Annotated in this window: 26 protein-coding genes; 7 read left to right on the top strand and 19 right to left on the bottom strand. The window is 53.1% G+C overall.

What is annotated here, in order from left to right; genetic code table 11:
- Window positions 1-11 precede the first annotated feature (11 nt).
- From OEW58_00465 to phoB, 5 genes are all read right to left on the bottom strand, one after another.
- On the bottom strand, window positions 12-2,267 hold the full coding sequence (locus tag OEW58_00465) for an ABC transporter permease subunit (GenBank protein ID MDH5299821.1): 2,256 nt from the start codon (window positions 2,265-2,267) through the stop codon (window positions 12-14).
- 37 nt (window positions 2,268-2,304) lie between these two features.
- Window positions 2,305-2,481: a hypothetical protein gene (locus OEW58_00460; GenBank protein ID MDH5299820.1), complete on the bottom strand. Its 177-nt coding sequence runs from the start codon at window positions 2,479-2,481 to the stop codon at window positions 2,305-2,307.
- A gap of 247 nt (window positions 2,482-2,728) precedes the next feature.
- Window positions 2,729-3,697, bottom strand: coding sequence for a phosphate ABC transporter substrate-binding protein PstS family protein (locus OEW58_00455; protein ID MDH5299819.1), 969 nt, complete (start codon window positions 3,695-3,697; stop codon window positions 2,729-2,731).
- Between the two features lie 108 nt (window positions 3,698-3,805).
- Window positions 3,806-5,104, bottom strand: a complete 1,299-nt coding sequence (gene phoR, locus OEW58_00450) for a phosphate regulon sensor histidine kinase PhoR (GenBank protein ID MDH5299818.1) — start codon at window positions 5,102-5,104, stop codon at window positions 3,806-3,808.
- Between the two features lie 6 nt (window positions 5,105-5,110).
- Window positions 5,111-5,797 carry a phosphate regulon transcriptional regulator PhoB gene (gene phoB / locus OEW58_00445; GenBank protein MDH5299817.1) on the bottom strand — a complete coding sequence of 229 codons (687 nt, stop codon included), beginning with the start codon at window positions 5,795-5,797 and terminating at the stop codon, window positions 5,111-5,113.
- A gap of 171 nt (window positions 5,798-5,968) precedes the next feature.
- Here phoB and OEW58_00440 point away from each other — a divergent pair, with 171 nt between their 5' ends.
- Window positions 5,969-6,316, top strand: a complete 348-nt coding sequence (locus tag OEW58_00440) for a Rieske 2Fe-2S domain-containing protein (GenBank protein MDH5299816.1) — start codon at window positions 5,969-5,971, stop codon at window positions 6,314-6,316.
- Window positions 6,317-6,320: 4 nt separating this feature from the next.
- On the opposite strand, the gene OEW58_00435 is transcribed toward OEW58_00440, so the two are convergent.
- From OEW58_00435 to OEW58_00425, 3 genes are read right to left on the bottom strand one after another with little or no spacing between them, the layout of a single operon-like run.
- On the bottom strand, window positions 6,321-7,016 hold the full coding sequence (locus tag OEW58_00435; protein ID MDH5299815.1) for a M48 family metallopeptidase: 696 nt from the start codon (window positions 7,014-7,016) through the stop codon (window positions 6,321-6,323).
- A complete protein-coding gene (locus OEW58_00430; protein ID MDH5299814.1) occupies window positions 7,013-7,552 on the bottom strand; it encodes an NUDIX hydrolase in 540 nt (179 codons plus the stop codon). Before OEW58_00430 ends, OEW58_00435 begins: the two co-directional genes overlap by 4 nt.
- Before the next feature lie 60 nt (window positions 7,553-7,612).
- Entirely contained in the window at window positions 7,613-8,218 is a 606-nt protein-coding gene (locus tag OEW58_00425) for a YqgE/AlgH family protein (protein MDH5299813.1), read from the bottom strand.
- 120 nt (window positions 8,219-8,338) lie between these two features.
- On the opposite strand from OEW58_00425, the gene OEW58_00420 reads away from it, so the two are divergent.
- The gene (locus OEW58_00420; GenBank protein MDH5299812.1) at window positions 8,339-9,121 is read left to right on the top strand and encodes a class I SAM-dependent methyltransferase; all 783 of its coding nucleotides are present in this window, start codon (window positions 8,339-8,341) and stop codon (window positions 9,119-9,121) included.
- Here OEW58_00420 and OEW58_00415 read toward each other — a convergent pair.
- The 7 genes from OEW58_00415 to OEW58_00385 all read right to left on the bottom strand — a co-directional run bounded on the left by OEW58_00415 (window position 9,118) and on the right by OEW58_00385 (window position 12,944).
- A complete protein-coding gene (locus OEW58_00415) occupies window positions 9,118-9,282 on the bottom strand; it encodes a hypothetical protein (GenBank protein ID MDH5299811.1) in 165 nt (54 codons plus the stop codon). The genes OEW58_00420 and OEW58_00415 overlap by 4 nt on opposite strands.
- A 9-nt stretch (window positions 9,283-9,291) precedes the next feature.
- Entirely contained in the window at window positions 9,292-9,564 is a 273-nt protein-coding gene (locus tag OEW58_00410) for a hypothetical protein (protein ID MDH5299810.1), read from the bottom strand.
- Between the two features lie 68 nt (window positions 9,565-9,632).
- Window positions 9,633-10,268 carry a sel1 repeat family protein gene (locus tag OEW58_00405; GenBank protein MDH5299809.1) on the bottom strand — a complete coding sequence of 212 codons (636 nt, stop codon included), beginning with the start codon at window positions 10,266-10,268 and terminating at the stop codon, window positions 9,633-9,635.
- A complete protein-coding gene (locus tag OEW58_00400) occupies window positions 10,265-11,197 on the bottom strand; it encodes a pyridoxal-phosphate dependent enzyme (protein ID MDH5299808.1) in 933 nt (310 codons plus the stop codon). Before OEW58_00400 ends, OEW58_00405 begins: the two co-directional genes overlap by 4 nt.
- Window positions 11,194-11,592 carry a peptide-methionine (R)-S-oxide reductase MsrB gene (msrB, locus tag OEW58_00395; GenBank protein MDH5299807.1) on the bottom strand — a complete coding sequence of 133 codons (399 nt, stop codon included), beginning with the start codon at window positions 11,590-11,592 and terminating at the stop codon, window positions 11,194-11,196. The genes OEW58_00400 and msrB (OEW58_00395) overlap by 4 nt, the downstream gene beginning before the upstream one ends.
- Window positions 11,589-12,077 carry a peroxiredoxin gene (locus OEW58_00390; GenBank protein ID MDH5299806.1) on the bottom strand — a complete coding sequence of 163 codons (489 nt, stop codon included), beginning with the start codon at window positions 12,075-12,077 and terminating at the stop codon, window positions 11,589-11,591. Before OEW58_00390 ends, msrB (OEW58_00395) begins: the two co-directional genes overlap by 4 nt.
- Window positions 12,078-12,086: 9 nt before the next feature.
- Window positions 12,087-12,944: a class I SAM-dependent methyltransferase gene (locus OEW58_00385; protein ID MDH5299805.1), complete on the bottom strand. Its 858-nt coding sequence runs from the start codon at window positions 12,942-12,944 to the stop codon at window positions 12,087-12,089.
- Window positions 12,945-13,072: 128 nt separating this feature from the next.
- Here OEW58_00385 and OEW58_00380 point away from each other — a divergent pair, with 128 nt between their 5' ends.
- Window positions 13,073-13,582: a hypothetical protein gene (locus OEW58_00380; protein ID MDH5299804.1), complete on the top strand. Its 510-nt coding sequence runs from the start codon at window positions 13,073-13,075 to the stop codon at window positions 13,580-13,582.
- Complete coding sequence (locus tag OEW58_00375; protein ID MDH5299803.1) at window positions 13,570-14,331, top strand: YdcF family protein; 762 nt, start codon at window positions 13,570-13,572, stop codon at window positions 14,329-14,331. Before OEW58_00380 ends, OEW58_00375 begins: the two co-directional genes overlap by 13 nt.
- Here the strand turns inward: OEW58_00375 and OEW58_00370 are convergent.
- The 4 genes from OEW58_00370 to murI form a co-directional block, all read right to left on the bottom strand.
- Window positions 14,297-14,746, bottom strand: a complete 450-nt coding sequence (locus OEW58_00370) for a response regulator (GenBank protein MDH5299802.1) — start codon at window positions 14,744-14,746, stop codon at window positions 14,297-14,299. The two genes, OEW58_00375 and OEW58_00370, sit on opposite strands and share 35 nt — an antisense overlap.
- Window positions 14,747-14,827: 81 nt before the next feature.
- On the bottom strand, window positions 14,828-15,256 hold the full coding sequence (locus OEW58_00365) for a DUF3592 domain-containing protein (protein ID MDH5299801.1): 429 nt from the start codon (window positions 15,254-15,256) through the stop codon (window positions 14,828-14,830).
- Window positions 15,257-15,354: 98 nt separating this feature from the next.
- Window positions 15,355-15,717 carry a rhodanese-like domain-containing protein gene (locus OEW58_00360; protein MDH5299800.1) on the bottom strand — a complete coding sequence of 121 codons (363 nt, stop codon included), beginning with the start codon at window positions 15,715-15,717 and terminating at the stop codon, window positions 15,355-15,357.
- Between the two features lie 79 nt (window positions 15,718-15,796).
- Window positions 15,797-16,600 carry a glutamate racemase gene (gene murI / locus OEW58_00355; GenBank protein MDH5299799.1) on the bottom strand — a complete coding sequence of 268 codons (804 nt, stop codon included), beginning with the start codon at window positions 16,598-16,600 and terminating at the stop codon, window positions 15,797-15,799.
- A 206-nt stretch (window positions 16,601-16,806) separates the two neighbouring features.
- Between murI and msrB (OEW58_00350) the strand changes: the two genes are divergently transcribed.
- From msrB (OEW58_00350) to OEW58_00340, 3 genes are all read left to right on the top strand, one after another.
- Entirely contained in the window at window positions 16,807-17,256 is a 450-nt protein-coding gene (gene msrB, locus OEW58_00350) for a peptide-methionine (R)-S-oxide reductase MsrB (GenBank protein MDH5299798.1), read from the top strand.
- Window positions 17,249-17,839, top strand: coding sequence for a peptide-methionine (S)-S-oxide reductase MsrA (msrA, locus tag OEW58_00345; GenBank protein ID MDH5299797.1), 591 nt, complete (start codon window positions 17,249-17,251; stop codon window positions 17,837-17,839). Before msrB (OEW58_00350) ends, msrA begins: the two co-directional genes overlap by 8 nt.
- A gap of 85 nt (window positions 17,840-17,924) precedes the next feature.
- Window positions 17,925-18,092 carry a hypothetical protein gene (locus tag OEW58_00340; protein MDH5299796.1) on the top strand — a complete coding sequence of 56 codons (168 nt, stop codon included), beginning with the start codon at window positions 17,925-17,927 and terminating at the stop codon, window positions 18,090-18,092.
- Window positions 18,093-18,151: the final 59 nt, after the last annotated feature.

Raw genomic sequence — 18,151 nt, 5'->3', positions numbered from 1 at the left:
ACTGCTCCCAACTACAGCGAACCATACTTCTTACGCAAACGCTGACGTACCACTTCAGCCAGCGTATTGAAGAAGAAGGTAAACAAGAACAGCACCAACGCCGCGAGGAACAATACGCGGTAATGCGTACCACCCACTTCGGATTCTGGCATTTCCACCGCAATATTGGCGGACAGGGTTCTCATACCCTGGAAAATGTTCCAATCCATCACCGGCGTATTACCAGTCGCCATCAGCACAATCATTGTCTCACCCACGGCGCGACCAAATCCGATCATCACCCCGGAGAAAATACCTGGGCTGGCAGTTGGCAGCACCACGCGAACAAACGTCTGCCAAGGCGTTGCGCCCAATGCCAATGATCCATTGGTCAAATGTTTGGGCACCGAGAAAATTGCATCTTCGGCAATGGAGAAAATGGTCGGGATGACCGCAAAGCCCATGGCCAGACCCACGACCACCGAATTTCGCTGGTCAAACGCTATGCCCAACTCATCGCGCATCCATCGCGGCATATCGCCGCCAAAGAAATACGCTTCCATCATCGGACTGGCGGCAATCACTGCCCAGGCAATCAAAATAACTACTGGGATCAACAGAATTGGCTGCCAGCCATCAGGAATCGAGTGGCGCACAGAACGCGGCATGTGCAACCACAGGTAGGCAAACGCCAACACACCCAACGGCATGATCACCAACAGGGCAAACACCGCCGGCAAATTGGTTTCCATGAACGGCGCCAACCACAACCCCGCCAGGAAGCCAAGAATAACCGTTGGCAACGCTTCCATGATTTCTACGGTCGGTTTGATGGTCTGACGCAGCTTGGGAGCCATGAAATACGCAGTGAAAATCGCCCCCAAAATGGCCAGCGGCACCGACATTACCATCGCGTAAAACGCCGCTTTCAGCGTGCCGAAGGACAGCGGCACCAGACTTAACTTGGACTCAAAGTCGCTACCACCGGAGGTGGATTGCCAGACGTAATCCGGCTCCTGATAACCCTCGTACCACACCTTGCCCCACAGCGATGACCAGGAGATTTCCGGATGTTCGTTTTCAACCTCAAAGACCCGGACTTTGCCGCCAGTCTCTTCCACCAATAACGACTTGGAGCGGGGAGAAATAGCCACTCCGGTGACATCACCCTCAAGCAGCTTCTCCACCAAGAGAGTGCTTTCGGCCGTCGCGTGGTACAACCCAAGGTTACCGCTGTTATCCATCGCAAAAAAGGACTTGCGATAGAACTCTGGTTCGATAACTTTAATAACGCCTTGCTCGGTGTCAAACGAGCGAATCTTGGTCAGCTTGAACTTGCCGCTGCTATCGCGCACCCGGAACCACTGCGACAGCGAGCCATCACTGCCCGCCACCATCAGCGACACTGTACCCGCCAGGAAGCGGATATCCGTCAACGCCACATTTTCCGGCAACAGCTTGGCATCTTCGAGAAGTATTGGTGCCGATTCTTTGTCCTGGATATCATACACGTGGACTGTACCGTCCGAGTCCACCACGTATAACACGCGCTGCTCGCCGGTCATCAGCAACTTGGCCGCGCTGTGTTCCAGCACAAAATCATTGGTCTGGTGCTCGAACGTTACTTCATCTTCGAACAGCGAGTCTTCTTTGACATAGCTGACCACCCGAACGTGATTGGTCTCAGTGGTCGCCACCAAGGTCATTCCCACGTCGCCGCTTTGCAGCGTCAACAATTTGATCGCTTCACCATGATCGCTAATGATCAGTGGCTCTTCGCCCAGGGGATAGAGCAGATTTGGCGTAATTACTCGCTTACCGTCAGGATAGGTGGAGTTATATTCCACCTTGAACGCCATGGCCGTACCGTTAGCCAGACCCAACGCAAAAATTCCTGAAGTCGGATCAGCCCGACCTATCGCCGTGATCGGCGCGGCCAACGTCAATTGCTGTTTATGAATTTCTGCGCCATCAGTCGCGTTAAAGAACAACAGTTCACCACTGTTGTTGACGCGCAATACAACTTCGCCTTGTTCTTCCATGGCCAGCATCAATGCCTGACCACTGCCTGGCATGGTGTATTCGTGGACTTGTTCCACCTGCGCCGACTTGAACAACGGCAACACAACCCACGCCAGATAGAAAAATATCAACGTTATGGCGATGATGACCCCAATGCCACCAAATCCAACACCCCAACGGGCGATGTGGTCAACAATGAGACGGCGACGATCCCGCTTTTTGCTCTGGATCGCATCTGATGAATTTTTTGCTGCTGAATTTTGCATAGGCCGCGCAGTTTATTTCAGAAATATTACAGTAATGTTACATCCCATCACTGGCCGCAAACATCCTTATTCCACCCAGCACACCTTTGATTCGACTTTGCAATTCCTGTTGGACCAGTTCAGCATCTGCCGGCAAGGGCCAATGTCGCTGCTGTACCTGGGGTAGCAAATCCGGTGTCAGCTCGAGAGTGCGCTGTCCCAACGAAATAATCAAATCTGCCCAACCAGCTGTTCCCGCGCAACCGCAGCCTGCTCAAAACCCAGGCTCCGGCCATCTGCCCACGCAGCGCCTTCTTGCTGCAGGATTGTCAAAGCCAGTTCCGCAACCTGTGGCTGCTCACTGACAAATAGAATCCGGGGCTTACGTTTATACATGGTGTCAGGTCTAAAAACCGCGCTATTGTACCGCCGCGCATCGCGCACCGCAAAAAAAAGCCCCGGATACCGGGGCTTCATTGCAACTACTTGATATTTTGTAGAATTTTGTTCACTGCTTTGGCTGGCAGCGGGATGTAACCGTCTTTTACCACAATTTCCTGACCCTGCTTGGACAGCATCAGCTTGATAAATTCACGTTCCATTGGGCTCAGCGGTTTGTTCGGTGCCTTGTTCACGTAAACGTAGAGGAAACGTGACAATGGGTAGCTGCCTTTCTCTGCGTTTTCTGGTGTAGCAGCAATGAAGGGCGCGCCTTCTTTCTTGGCCATAGGCACTGCCTTCACACCAGAGGTTCTGTAACCGATGCCGGAGTAACCAATGCCGTTCAAGGAAGTGGACACTGACTGAACCACAGAGGCAGAACCAGGCTGCTCGTTCACGCCATTTTTGAAGTCGCCTTCACACAGCGCTTTGTCTTTGAAATAACCGTAAGTACCGGATACAGAGTTACGACCGTACAACTGAATACGGCGAGTTTCCCAAGAGCCCTTCATGCCCAGATCGCCCCAAGTACCGATTTCGCTGCCGTGACCACACTTGCGCGTTGAAGAGAAAATCGCATCCACTTGTGGGATAGTCAGACCCTTGATGGGGTTGTCCTTGTGGACAAATACCGCCAATGCGTCAATAGCAACAGGAATCTGCATCGGCTTGTAACCGTGGCGCTTTTCAAAGGCTTCGATTTCACCAGCCTTCATTGCGCGGCTCATTGGACCAAAGTTAGACGTACCTTCTGTCAGCGCAGGTGCCGCAGTTGATGAACCCGCAGCCTGGATCTGGATGTTTACATTTGGGTACAGACGCTTGAAGTCCTCTGCCCACAGGGTCATCAGATTCGCCAACGTGTCAGAACCAACGCTGGACAGGTTACCTGATACGCCACTGGCAGTTTTATATTCGGGCAGCGCAGGATCTACGCTGGCGGCAGCGTTACCAACCGCGCCAAAGGCCAAGCTTGCGCTCAGGGCTAACAACACATTTTTCATTTTCATATTCGCTCCTTTAGGAGAAACAACAAACAGATATTGCGCATCTGCGCCGGGGTTCGATGGGGGCACATTTTGCGTCGGTTGTGTGACAGAAATATTACAACCCCTAAATTATTGCTGACGTACCAGCAAATCCAACGGAAATTCGCAGCGGAAAGTGCTGCCGGTGCCGGGCACACTGTCAATTTGCAGATTGCCACCATGGCGGGTAAGTATTTGTTTTACAATGGACAATCCCAGACCGGTACCACCCGTGGCTCGCGACCTGGCTTCATCCACCCGATAGAACCGCTCGGTCAGCAGGGGAATATGTCTGGCCTCAATCCCTATACCTGAATCCTGCACTTCAAAGCAGGGCACGCCCGCCCGCAGGTACCAGCGCAAACTTATTTTGCCTCCCGCCGGGGTGTAACGAACTGCGTTCGACATCAGGTTCTGGAAGGCGCTTTGAATTTCCGAGCTGCTGGCGCGCAACCACAGCCCGTTATCGATATCAGCCTGAAGCTGGTGTTTGTTATCACCACTGAGCATCGTCGCCTCATTCACCAGATTGCGCACCAAACTAGGTACGTCTACCGGCTTTTCCAGCACTGGCAGCGTTTTGGTTTCCAGTTGCGACAACATCAGCAGCTCATCGACAATGCGCGACATACGCTGTGTCTGCTGCTGCATCGCAGCAAACTGCCGACGCCAACGCGCCGTGCCTTCATCATCGCTGTTCACCAGATTTTCAACATAACCACTGATCACCGTCAGCGGCGTGCGCAATTCATGTGATACGTTGGCGACGAACACTTTGCGAGTCTGCTCCAGTCGCATAATGCGGCTCATGTCCCGCGCCACCAGCAGGCGCTGGTCATTGCCATAAGGCACCAATCGGATGGCGAGGTGCATATCGCTGTTCAACGGCGAAATCATATCCAGCGGCTCGTCAAATTCACCTTTTTTGATGTAATTGCTCAGCGCTGGACTGCGCAAAAAATTAGTAATGGGATAACCCACATCCTGTGGGACACGCAGGCCCAGCAACCGCCGCGCAGCCTGATTACACCATTCAATGCTGGCATCGGCTTCAAGAATCACAATGCCATCAGGCAATGCGGTCGCAGCCTTCTGGAACTGGGTCAGCGCGCTGGCTAGTGTGCGTTTTTGTTTGCGGTTACGCTGTTGCAAAAGCAGGATGTGGTTAAACACTTCACCCCAAGCCCCACGCGCCTCCGGCGGCTCAAAACGCGTGCTATCCTCCAACCAGGATTCCAGATCGGACAATTTTTTCAGGTAATAGTACAGATAGGCGACCAGCACCAAAATCAGCGCCAGCAGAAAGTGACCCAGCATCAGCCCCAGCAACAGGGCCGGCAGCGCCACCATCACCAGCCTGCTCAGTTCACGAACAACAGTATTTGACAAATTCGATTAAACGCTGGCAGAAAAACGATACCCGGCGCCTCTCACAGTTTGAATCAGATCATCTCGCTGAACTGCTTCCAGGGCTTTACGCAGACGGCGAATATGCACATCAACCGTACGTTCTTCCACGTAGACATTGCTGCCCCACACGCGATCCAATAACTGGGTACGACTATAAACCCGTTCCGGATGTGTCATAAAAAAGCTGAGCAGCTTGAATTCCGTGGGCCCCAGTTCCAGTGGCTTCCCATCTATCGACACGCGGTAATTGTCTTTATCCAGCACCAGCCCACCGATAGAAACGGTATCATCCCCCATACCGGAGGTTCGACGCAATACTGCCTTGATACGCGCCACCAACTCACGCGTGGAAAATGGCTTGGTAATATAATCATCTGCACCCGCATCAAAGCCGCGTAAACGCTCATCTTCTTCGCCACGTGCAGTCAGCATGATGATGGGAATATCTGCAGTCATTTGTTCACGCTTCAAGCGACGGGCAATTTCCACGCCGCTCAATCCTGGCAACATCCAATCCAGCAGAATGAGGTCGGGGCGCACATTCGCGATAACATTATTCGCCGCCGCACCCTCACCAGCCTCCAACACCGCAAAACCCGCCTGCTCCAATGAGAATGCGATCATTTCACGGATGGATTCTTCATCCTCAACAATCAAAATGGTGTACGCCATAGCTTTTTTATCTCGTTACTCTACGCGGCCATATTACACTGCTGTAATATGACAAAATGATTACGCCGGCTTGTATTGTGCATATTTTGATCATCATAGTCAGGCCGACATAAACCAAGTAAAATGCTCCAGTCCATTGTTTTCAAACTTAACAATATGCAGGAGATTCGCATGGCGTTTCGCTTTCTGTGTGAACAAAACTCACTCGCCGTTGGGGAAAAAAAGGCCTTCAACGTTGATGGTGAGAAGGTATTGCTGATCCACCTGGAAGACGGATTTTACGCCACTGGCGCTAAATGTCCGCACATGTCCATGCCCTTGGAAAAAGGCAAACTGATTGATGGCCAACGTATCCAGTGCAAATTCCACCATGCTGAATTTGACATCAAAACCGGTAAAGCCTGCCAATGGGCCTGCTTCCCCCCCGGCATTCAGTTGCTGAACGTCATCCGTGGGCAAAAAGATCTGCCCACTTACGCACTGAAAATCGATGACGGTCGCATTTACGTCGAGCTTTAATCGTCTATGACCTGGCCCACTGCGGTACTTGTCGTGCCGCAAGGGTCAGGCTTCGCTCCAAGCGGGCATAATCCGGTTCAAAACTCGCCACCTGTCGCCAAAACTTTTCTGAATGATTCATCACCCGGGTGTGACACAACTCGTGCAGGCACAGGTAATCCACCAGCGGCAGCGGCAGAAATAACAGGTTTCTGTTGAGGTTTATATTTTGTTTTGATGAACAACTTCCCCAGCGGGTTTTTTGTGCACGTATCGTCACGCCGCTGTAATTCAATCCCGTGTCATTGGCCATCAAACGCAGACGCTGCGGCAAAAACTGTTTCGCCATCACCGTCAACCAATCACCCAGCGCATGTTTGATCATCGCCTCCTGATCGGCCCGTACCAGCAGCGCGCCATCGACATCCCGCCATAACGCACGCTGACCCGTAGTGACATACTCCACTTGCCAGGTTGCGCTCAGTGCCGGCAAATAAATTTGCTCAGGCCGCGTTTCAAACAACTCAGGATGCTTGGCATGTGCCTGTGCCGCCTTTTGCCGTGCATGCGCAATCCAGTCCTTGTGCTGATGAATAAAACGAGGGATGTGTCGTTGATCAAAATTAGCCGGCACCACCACCAATAATTGGCCATGGCTATCGACCTGCATTCTCAGACGGCGTGCACGCGCACTGATGCGTACTTGGTATTGCTCGCTCATGTTCGGCGGGTTTTATTCAGCATGCGCACAATCGAATCCTCTTGAGCGTGCTGCAGCACTTCATCAAGCGTCATCCAGGCAATGTCATTGGTTTCTTCAGTGCGCAAAATTGGCAGGCTATCGTCAGCCTGCAACAAGAACCGCACATCAAAATGTTCGTGTTGCGGCTCATCACGGCGCGCAGGAATGGTATGGATGTCGACATCAAAAACAGCTTCGCTGACTGGTTGAATGGAATCCAGTCCTGTTTCTTCGCGCGCTTCACGCAGTGCAACCTGCAGGGTATTGGGATCACCATCGGAATGACCACCTGGTTGCAGCCAGCGATTTAATTTGCGGTGATGAATCATCAGCACTTTGCTGCGCTCTGGATTCACAATCCACGCAGATCCGGTAATGTGTCCAACCAACAATTCACGATCAAAACAGTTTGCGTGCTCATGCACAAAACGGGTTAAGCGCTGTTGCATGTCACGTTCTTGCGGGTCATGCGCGATATGATTTTGCAGGCGGGATAATAGCCACTGACGATGCATGCCCCTTTGTCCTCTTCAGAATAAAGAGGCATGCTAGCAGATTCATGATCAACGGGGGAACTAGGTCCAGTCCCCACCCCAACGGCTGGTCAAGGTCGTCCACAAATCATCGTCCTCTTCGGAGAAGACCAGCTCAGGATCCGCAGGGACCACAATCCAGGCTCCATCCTCGATTTGCTTTTGCAACTGACCCGGGGTCCAGCTGGCGTAGCCAATGAAGGTTTTAACCTTGGTATTTTGCGAGTCGTAACTAAACCGCGTCAGCGTGTCCAGACCCGCACCCAGCATAATGGTGTTATCCACTTGCAGCACTTCGCCCTGCTTGTAGGGACTTTCTGCCAGTGAAAACAGATACTGGTTGTGAAGGGGGCCGCCATAGAACACCTGGTCGTTATGGTGACGTTGCGCGGTTTCGTCGGCGAACACTTCGCCCAGGGAAATTCCCGTCGGGCGATTGACCATCAGACCGTAGGTGCCAACATCACCCGCCTGGGTAATGTATATCACGGCTTGTTCGAACGGGCTGTTGCGTAACTGGTCAGTCGCGACGATGAATCGGCCCTTTTCCAGCTTATAGCCTTCGGCAAGAGCGACTTGAGAAATAGCCAGAGCGAAGACACTCAAAACTAAGTAGAATACTGCACGTTTTTGGATAGCGGGCTGCATGGCGAATCTCCTTACTTTGCAGCATCACCGGCATGCTTTCGTACCTTGTTCCGCGGAGCCGTGTCGGTGGCAAAAGCGGCCCGCACTGCTTCCGGTGCAATTATTAAACCGGCCTTAAAAATGAACACAGAATCAGCCAGTTATCCATCGACAATTGCAATCGTCAGCACCGAGCCAAAGGATGCGCCACTGGCCAGCGAATGGTCGCGGCGCCTCAATATTCCTATCGGCCTCCCCACGGACAGTGTTGAGCTTTTGTTCAAGGTCAATTCCCATAAAATCAGCCTGCAAATGCAGGATGAAGAGGGCTCCGGTGAGGTTTTTGTCGACTTTGTCGAAGGAGCGATGGGGCACCGTCGCCGCTTCGGCGGAGGGAAGGGTCAGACGCTCGCCAAAGCCATGGGCTTCAAAAACAACAAGCATCCGCAAATCCTTGATGTTACAGCAGGTTTGGGCCGGGATGCGTTTGTACTGGCGCACTTAGGCGCTAACGTGACCATGATGGAGCGCTCGCCGGTGATTGCCGCACTGCTTGAAGATGGCCTGCGGCGCGCCAACCAGGACCCGGAGCTGGGACAATGGCTGCCTGAGCGTCTGTCGCTGCAACAAGGCGACGCATGCCAGCTGCTATTGCAGCTGGAGCAACGCCCTGAAATTGTCTACATGGACCCGATGTATCCCCACCGCAGCAAAACCGCACTGGTGAAAAAAGAAATGCGTCTGTTGCGCGCCGTCGTAGGCGATGATGACAACGCCGAAGCACTTCTCAAGGCAGCGCTGGCAACCGCCACAAAGCGAGTGGTCGTCAAACGCCCCAAAGGCGCGCCGTGCGTGGATGAAAAACGGCCCTCCTATGTTCTGGAAGGCAAAACCACTCGCTACGATATTTATCTAACCGCCTAGCCACCGATCAAGCCGGTGCCTGCGCCCACCAGCAACAGCGCAAACACCACTGCTGCAGTAAACAGCGCGGTCGACACCATCACGTTGGTCTTGCGAAATCGCATACCCAGCCACGTCATCACCAACATCAACACGATAGAAATAATTAACCAACGGTACATAACAACTCCCTAGAGCTCTTCAATGTAAGTGCGTGCAATCGGGGTTTGTACATATTTTTGTTTGCCATTCGCCTCTACCCAAAAATAGTAATACCCCTTTTCCGGTTCGGACGTTACCTTGCCGCCATGGACTTCCCAGACTTTCAGATGATTACCTTCAGCAAAACTCACCCGGTAATCGCCCTCCAGCCAAGTCACTCCCAAACGGCTTAACTTGTTTTGCTGTTCTTCGCTGCAACCCAGCAGCAACAGCGCGCACACCAACAATACAAAAATCTTCATCGATCGCTCCTGTCATCGACAATCAAAAAACAGTGGACGCAATGACGTTTAAACAATTTCGCGCTCCACTACCGAAACCCGTGCTGTAACAGCCACTGCTGTGAACGTCTGCCTGCATCCATGATCTGCTGCTCACTCAACTGCATCGCCACACGTTCACGATGGCGAACCGCCGTCGCATCGCCCAGCTCCACCGCAATGTTAAACCACATGTAGGCCGCCTCATCATCGCGTGGCACGCCCTGGCCCATGGCGTAACGAATCCCCAAATTATTGGCGGCCTCAGCGTGTCCACGTTCTGCTGCCTGCGTATACAACTGCACCGCCGCTGCATAGTCTTGCCGCACACCGTCGCCATCCGCGCACATTTGCGCCAGATTAAACAATGCGTCCGGCTGCCCCTGCTGCGCTGCCTGCTGATACCAGTGCGCCGCCTCCGCCGGATTGCGCGCTGTGCCGCGTGCCTGCAACAGCATCAACGCCAGATTAAATTGTGCTGGCGCATAGCCTTGCTCCGCCGCGCGCCGATACCACAACACTGCTTCCCATGGATTGGGCTCCACATGGTCGCCATTGTCAAATATAACGCCCAGATTAAACTGTGAACGCACATCACCGGCTTCAGCGGCCTGGGTCCAATATTGGATGGCGGCACGAATGTATCCCGCCTCGTAGGCAATCAAACCTTCTTCAAATGTACTCATATCTTGTCACGAATTGCTGGAAATCGTTGCATCATCCCGTCCAGGCCCTGCATGCCCCCTGTGTGCAAGGCAACAACGCGGCAGCCTGACGGAAAATAGTTTTTGCTCACCAGATCAACCAACCCATACATCAGTTTGGCCGTGTAAATCGGCTCCAACGCTACACCTGTCTGATAGCGAAAATCACGCATAAACGTTAACAGCGTATCATTGAATTTGGCATAACCACCAAAATGATAATCATGATTGATCTGCCAGCGCTCCGCCATTCCCGGCGCCAATTGCTCAACCTGTTGTTGCAAATATTCTGCTCCCTTGAGCACGCAAACCCCCAGCGCACGCTGATCAGGCTGCAATTCCGTCAACAATCCCGCCAGGGTTCCACCACTGCCTATCGGCGTCGCAATCACATCAAATCCATCGACCATTTGCTGTCGTAACTCCGGGATTATTTCCGCCACGCCACGCAACGCCAACGCATTACTGCCGCCCTCTGGAATCCATTCGCATGGCGCGAACTGACGCTGCAATCGCTGCACGTACTCGGCACCATTTCGCTGGCGATATTCCTCGCGACTGACAAAATGCAAATGCACGCCGCAATCATCCACAAACTGCAAAGTCGACCCCAGATTAGTGGGCCGCTCGCCACGCACAATCGCCACGCCTTCAATCCCAGCCGCACGACATGCTGCTGCAAATGCGTGCAAGTGATTGGAATAACCGCCGCCAAATGTCATCAAACGGCTGACACCTTCTTGCCTGGCTTGAAGCAAATTGTATTTGAGCTTGCGCCACTTGTTTCCAGAAACCTGCGGATGAATCAAGTCATCGCGTTTAATAAAAAGCTCGATACGCTGTTGCAATACGGGCAGCTCAACACGCTGCAGGGGCGAGAGTGAATACTGTGGTGTCAGTCCTGGAATCATTCCGTCGCTTGAAAACGCAAGGAGGCTGAGTTCACGCAATAACGCAAACCCGTAGGTTCGGGACCATCGTCAAACACGTGACCAAGATGCGCATCGCAGGCAGCGCAGGTAATTTCGGTACGCACCATGCCATGACTGGTATCGGTGTGTTGATTTACCGCCGCCGATTGCACCACATCATAAAAACTTGGCCAGCCACTGCCAGAATCATATTTCGTCTCCGACGAAAACAACTCCGCATCACAACAAACACAATGATACGTACCACGATCCTTGCAAAAATACAGCTCACCGGAAAACGGCCGCTCCGTGCCTTTTTGTCGACAAACAAAATATTGCTGTGGCGATAACTCCTCACGCCATTGTTGTTCGGTTTTGTTAATTTTATCCGTCATTGCTTGCGCCAGTCCGCCAACACCACTTCTGCCTTGCTCACTTGCAGTGCGCCGCCATTTTCAACATTCAACAAGCGAACAACACCATCCTGTACCACCATTGCAAATCGCACGCAGCGCATGCCAAAACCCTGCTTGGTCAGATCCAGTTGCAAACCCGTTGCGTGCGCAAATTCAGCACTGCCATCGGCCAGCATCAAAATTTCGTTGGTGATGTTTTGACTTTTTGCCCATGCCAACATCACGTAGGCATCATTGACTGAAATACAGGCAACTTGTTCAATGCCGGCTTTTTTAAAATCGAACAGCACGCCAAGGTATCCGGGCAAATGCTTTTCCGAACAGGTCGGCGTAAATGCTCCCGGCACACCAAACAACACACTGCATTTGCCGGCCAAAAGCTCGTTTATATCTTTGCTGAGCATTTTCCCATCCTGCATGACCTGCACGGCAACGGATGGCAAGCTATCACCCACTTTAATCATCGTTATGCTCTACTTGATTCCTACAATATATGCCAACCAGGATTCTTGTTGCTCTATCGCCGTCACTGGCTGATATTCACCTGTACCTACCAGATAATCGCTGTCAGGATCATTTTCATTTTCAGCAAATTCTTCCCAATACACTTTCATGTCGCTGAATCCCGCTTCGAGCAACAGTTCGCGAATTTCAGGAATGGTCCACAAGCGCCAATCATAGGTGAACGCCTGCTCCATCCGCGAGCCATCACTAAATTCGAAATGGATATGACACTGCAAATGGTGATCAATCGGGTTAAAGCTGCTTTGATCCCAAATGTAGACAAAATCTTCATCTTCGACATCGCGCACGTCTTCGACAACATCCATGGTTGCCGTGCCGCCCAGCAAATCCAGAAACAGCAGACCTTGCTCGCTCAAACCAGCGTAGACATTTTTAAAATAGGTCAACAGTTCCTGCCGGGTCTTGAAGCAGCAGAAACTGAAATTCATCGCGCAAATTACGTCCTGCGGACCAGGCTTTACCGTCAGTACATTTTCATTGCACAGACTAATGCGACGGCTCACGTCATTGCCGGCCGGCAACACGTTATTTTTCAATCCCCAGTCCAGCGTATCCTGGCACAAATCAACACCGATCGCCGTGCGACGCGGATCGCTTTTACACCACTCCACACACAGCAGCGCCGTACCGCAAAAATCTTCGCGCATAGTCAACGGATCAGCGGCGCGCAACTCGCGAAAACGGTCAACGAAAAACGCCACTTCAACATCGGCGGACTGCACCGACTTTTGATACAACACATGTCGATCGGCCTGTTCCGCCTGGGTTTTTTTCCGCTTCCGCACTTTGTCTGCCACGACGCTCATTCGCTTACTCCCACTACCACAACCGAGTTGCCAGCTAGTGTAGCAGGAATCCATCAGCCTTGGATGCCGAGGACAGGGCAGGGTGAGGCACGTATAATGGCCCTGGTTTTTTCACGGATACGACCACCATGCTCTATTGCCAAGCCCTCCAGCGCCAGGACCTGCAAGCCGTTCTGGGCCGTTATGCCATCGACGTCATCGCCGTTGCCGATGGCGAGCCCATCCCCGGCAGTTTTTGGGGCGACAGCGAAGCAGGCATTATCGCCAACCGCCTGTACGTGCGCGGTGACACGCCGGTGCATTCTGCTCTGCACGAAGCCTGTCATTACATCTGCCTGGACCACCAGCGACGCAAAGGACTGCACACCGATGCTGGCGGTGGTTATGACGAGGAAAATGGCGTGTGCTATCTGCAACTGTTACTCAGCGACCAGATGCAGAACTACAGCATGGCAGAGCAGTTTTTGGACATGGACGAGTGGGGCTATTCATTCCGTTTGGGCTCGGCCCGCGCCTGGTTTGAACAGGATGCCGAGGACGCGTTCGACTGGCTGCGTCGTTATGGCATCGTCGATCAGCATCGCCAGCCCAGTTGGCGCTACCGCGATGACCTGAGAGATACTGCATGTTTGAAGTAGGCTTGACCCGCTTGTTCAACAGCACGCTGTTACCGCCAGGCTCCATCGTGGTGGTGCTTGCACTTAGTGCCGGGCTGTTTTATCGCCGCCCCAAACTGGCTCGCGGCCTGTTGCTGTTCGGCACCTGCAGTTTGTTGCTGTTGAGCCTGCCGGTAGTATCGCATCTGCTGATGCGCCCGTTACAACCTTATCCCGTGCTGGATAAGGCGATGATCGATCAGTTTCAACCCCAGGCGATTGTCATTTTGGCTGGTGGAAGACAGGACTACGCCCCCGAATTCGGTGGCAGCTCGGTCAACCCCTACACCCTGCACCGGTTGCTGTACGGCGTAGCATTACATCGTCAAACCGGACTGCCTATTTTGGTGACCGGCGGCAATGAAAAACCCAACCTGCCGGCAGAAGCCCGTCTCATGGAAAAAGCGCTGGTAGGGCAGTTCGGTGTCACTCCCCAATGGGTGGAGGATAAGTCACGCACCACCGGTGAAAATGCCATTTTCAGTCAAGCCCTGCTGGAACCCGACCACATTCAGCGAGTGATGCTGGTCAGCCACGCTTGGCATTTGCCCAGAGCCGTTGGCGTTTTTGAACAGCAACAATTGCAGGTTTTACCCGCACCGATGGCGTTTGAAATGGACAGCAATCCGCTGAAGCTGACTGATTTTTTACCCAAGGCCGCCTCGCTGGTAATCAGTTACCACGCCTTGCACGAATTTATTGGGCTGGCTTGGTACCGGCTGCGATATTAGCCCGTTCCAGGGTTTTGTAGACGGCGGCGGGATTAAACGGTTTGACCACAAAGCCTACTGCACCCAGTTCCAGTGCCGTTTTTACCGCCTCTTTGGTGGCTGAACCGCTGATCATGATCACCTTCACCTTGATCTGCTCGTCCACCAACTGCTTCAACACTTCCAGACCATTCATGCCGGGCATGTTGATGTCCAGAAAAAGATAATCGGCCTTCTGGTAACGTACTGCTTCCAGCACTTTTTGGCCATTGGCCACTTCTGACAATATTTCGATTTTCTTTTCCCGCAGAATCATTCGCAGCGCTTCGCGAATAAACGAGTCGTCATCAGCAACAATCACTTTTTTGCCGAGAAACGGATCCAGTCTACCCAGTTGCAGGGCATCTTCCTTCAAAACCGCAAACCCTTTTGCCATGCTTGTTCTCGCTCAGTGTGTTAAACCGCCTCGAACCCGTATCGGCAACCGGTATGTGATTTGAACCGCAGTAAATACGGGTTAATTTCCCGACAACGCAAATCCGGTTCCAAACACTGTCAGCAATATCCCCAGCGCCAGAATCATCCAGTCGCCTTCCTCGGAGGGCTCCAGGGTGCTTACGTCCGGCTTCCCCGGCTGGTAATACACCGTTACCGCTGCTCCCAGCGGGTATTTTTTGAGATAGGCCTGGCAAAACTCCGGGGTAGGCTGGGTACCGTCGGGGAATTCCATCAATTGCTGATGCGTCGTACCTTCTATCTCGTAGCTGTATTCAATCCGGGGAAACAAATCGATGACGCCTTGCTCACGACTGGATACCACAATTTCGCCGCTAACCGTTGGCCAGGTCTTGCGCTGACGCGCCTGACTCATCACCCGCCATCCCCACACAGTCAGAACAACGCCAGTCAAACTGAACATCACTAGAATGATCACGTAGTAATTCAAAATACTTCTCCCGCATTGAATTCGGTCGCAGTATAACCAGCTCTGCGCCCACAAAAAAGGGCGCTAACGCGCCCTGAAATCGATCATCCATCCGATCATCACTTCGGTTTGGCAGCCATCATATCCTCATAACCACCGCCATTCACCACATTGGTAAAGCCGTTGGATTCCAAAATATCCTTGGCCTTGCCAGCGCGCACGCCCGCTGCGCAATAAACCACGATGGGCGCATTCTTGTCGTTACCAAATTCCGCCAGACGGCTGCCCACTTCACTGACCGGAATCAGCTTCGCATCAGGCAGGTGGCCAGCGTTGTATTCGCCTGGGGAGCGCACGTCTACCAACAGCGCGCCATCATCGATCATTTGCCAGGCTTTGGCCCGGTTGTCCGAACATCCGCTCAACGTCAATAAGCCTACCAGTACCAACGCCCACGGCAACACACCACGAAACAGCGACATAACCACCTCCAGATTAGATATTGCTAATATACTAACTTTGCTTATCGGCCACAATCAACCACTTTTTATACCAGGGTTGCTAACAAAATTCGTCGGGCAACCGTTGAAAATACAAAGTTTCTCCATACAGTCGCTGCATGGCCTGCGGCGAATACAGCTCTGCACCCGACTGGAAATAGCGGACATCCCCCTCGATGCCCCCGGCTGCCAGACCATCCACCTGCTGCAACACCCGCTGCAACTGGCGCGCAACTGCGCCGTTGGGATCAATAATCTGCACCTGAGGCCCCGCCACCGCCGCGATGTTGCGGCGCAAAAATGGGTAATGGGTACACCCCAGCACCAGGGTATCTGCCCCCGCCGCCAGCACCGGCTCAAGATGGCGGCGCACCAACGCCTCGGCAGCAGCGCTGTCCAGATCACCGCTTTCCACCAACTGCACCCAGCCGGGGCAGGGTTGGAGGATGAACTTCAGCGTCGGTGCCTGCTGCGCCACCAGGCGAGAAAACTTTTCGCCCACCAGCGTGCGTTCCGTGGCCAGCACGCCGATCACCCCGGATTTACTCAGCTGGCCCGCCGGCTTAATCGCCGGCTCCATACCGACGATGGGCACCGTGTAACGCGAACGCAATTCATGCACTGCCGCGCTGGTGGCAGTATTGCACGCAACCACCATGGCCTTCACCCCGGCGGCGTGGAAATATTCCCCTACCGTATCCACCCGGTTCAAAATGTATTGCTCGCTTTTTTCGCCATAGGGCGCATGGGCGTTGTCCGCCACATAAATTAACGATTCCTGCGGCAACAACTGGCGTATCGCCGCCAGCACCGACAGGCCTCCCAGGCCGGAATCAAACACACCAATGGGATTTTGTGCAGACATATCACTCGTCGTTCAACAAGATGGAGGTTCTATTCTACCCAACTTCCAGCACAAACGCCGTGCTCGGCTGCACCTTGCTTGCCACTGTCGGTCAGCCTCTCTATGCTGAACGAACCCCGTGGCAGTTAGTCAAACTGTCCTGATAGCACTTCTGAAAGGATAAACCTTTGCGCCGAAGACGCTTTTTAGCCCAAGCTGCCACCCTGATCGCCCTGGCCGCGTGCAGCAAAACCCTGCTGGCCCAGCAGATCGAAAAAATTGTCCGCAGTGACCGGGACTGGAAACAGCGGCTCACGCCCGACCAATACCGCATCCTGCGCGAGCACGACACCGAACGCGCCCACAGCAGTCCGCTCAATCACGAAAAACGCAATGGCAACTACGTTTGTGCCGGCTGCGATCTGCCGCTGTTTACCGCCGCCATGAAATACGACAGCGGCACCGGCTGGCCCAGCTTTTTCACCCATCTGCCGAATACGCTGGAAACTCAATGGGACTTCAAGCTGATTTACCCGCGTACGGAATACCATTGCGCCCGCTGCGGAGGTCATCAAGGTCACGTGTTTAATGACGGCCCACAACCCACCGGCCAGCGCTGGTGCAATAACGGCCTGGCGTTAAAATTCGTCGCCGCAGGAGAGGGTAAAAATGGTTAAACGCATTCTGTTCTTCTGCCTGTTGTTGCTGACGGCTACAGCTCATGCACAGGAAAATCTACAAACCGCCATTTTCGCCGGCGGCTGTTTCTGGTGCGTGGAGTCTGACTTCGACAGGATCAAAGGGGTCAAAGAAACGCTCTCCGGCTACACCGGCGGCCAGGTGAAAAATCCCAGCTATGAACAGGTTTCCGCCGGCGGTACCGGCCACGTGGAAGCGGTGAAAGTCATTTACGACGCCAACCAGATCAGCTACGCCCAGCTACTGGAAAAGTTCTGGCGCAGCATCGACCCAACCACGCCCAATCAGCAGTTCTGCGATCATGGGGCGCAATATCGCAGCGAGATTTTCTACCTCAACGATGAGCAAAAACAGGCCGCGACCAGATCAAAACACGCCCTGCAGCAAAACAAACCCTTCGCCGCCGCCATCGTCACTGCCATCACCCCGGCCAGCGAATTTTACCCCGCCGAGGGCTATCACCAGAATTACTACCAAAAGAACCCCCTTCGCTATAAGTATTATCGATATCGCTGCGGTCGCGATCAGCGCCTGCAACAGCTATGGGGCGACAATAGATAACGTCTATGGCCAAACGCTGGCCTCGCCCCACCTTGGCGGGCATAATGGCCTCAGCTTTTTAACCATTGATTGACAGGATATTTCCATGAATGAAGACAACTCGCACGACCTAACCCTTACCACCCCACCGGCGTGGGAGAGTTTTGGCCAATGGGTGATTTACGGCATCGTGCTGTTTATGACGATTGTTGTGATTATTTTCATATTCAAAATGATTTTCCCTGGCAAAAGCGACGATAAAGACGAAAAGTAAGTCATCACCCCCCGTTTGGGGAACCCGGAGTGTTATCCACGGTCTATAATTGCGTCATC

It is taken from the genome of Gammaproteobacteria bacterium (assembly GCA_029884425.1).
In the GTDB taxonomy this organism is placed as follows: Bacteria; Pseudomonadota; Gammaproteobacteria; order S012-40; family S012-40; genus JAOUHV01.
Note: the sequence above shows the minus strand (reverse complement) of the source record. Positions and strands in the feature narration are given on the sequence as shown.